The organism is Methylobacterium sp. WL19, from assembly GCF_008040005.1.
GTDB lineage: Bacteria > Pseudomonadota > Alphaproteobacteria > Rhizobiales > Beijerinckiaceae > Methylobacterium > Methylobacterium bullatum.
In genome coordinates, this window is sequence record NZ_VRVC01000295.1 from 1 (window position 1) to 712 (window position 712).

Consider the following 712-nt stretch of genomic DNA (forward strand, 5'->3'; position numbering starts at 1 on the left):
TGGGGGGGTTGGGGGGGGGCGGGCATTGGTTGAGGACGAGGGCCAGCCGGCTCCGCATACCGAGGCCCACGAGGGTCTGGAGGGTCGGCCTCGCGGCCACGAGGTCGAGCCGCGACGGGCGCACCGGTACGACCACGAGGTCGGCCGTGCGCAGCGCCGGGGCCAGACCCGTGGCGGTGCCGGCGGTGTCGATGACGACGAGGGTGGTTCCGTTCTCGCGGCAGCCTTCCAGGATCTCGGGCATCTGCCCGATCTCCCAGGCCTGGATGCGCTCGACGGTCACTCCGTCCTTGCGACGCAGGGCGCCCCAGCCGGCCAGCGACCCCTGCGGATCGAGGTCGAAGGCGATCACGCGTTCGCCGTCCTCCGCCGCCGCCACGGACAGGGAAGCGGCGAGGCTCGTCTTACCGGTGCCGCCCTTCTGCACGGCCACGGCGACGACGCGGATGCGGCGGTCGTCGGTAGGCTTTTCCGTCATCACGCCGGCCCCCCGACGCGCGGCCCCGGAGTGTCGTCAGGCGCCATGCGACCCGCCTCCGTCACCTCGACCACCCGGTATCGGCTGCGACCGGCGCGAGCGAGATGGCGACACGCCCGCCGGCTTCAGGGGAGGCCGTATGATAGGAATCGTCTCTCGATCGGACGGAGCGCGGCCCCTCCGATCGATCCGGCCGGGCATCGCCGGCGCGAGCCCCGAGCCCCGGCTCAGAAC

Annotated in this window: 1 protein-coding gene; it reads right to left on the reverse strand. The window is 73.2% G+C overall.

The features are described 5' to 3' along the window. Positions 1–478 (reverse strand): ParA family protein (locus tag FV220_RS25180; RefSeq protein ID WP_147833592.1); only part of this gene is annotated, 478 nt, incomplete at its 3' end. Positions 479–712 lie beyond the last annotated feature (234 nt).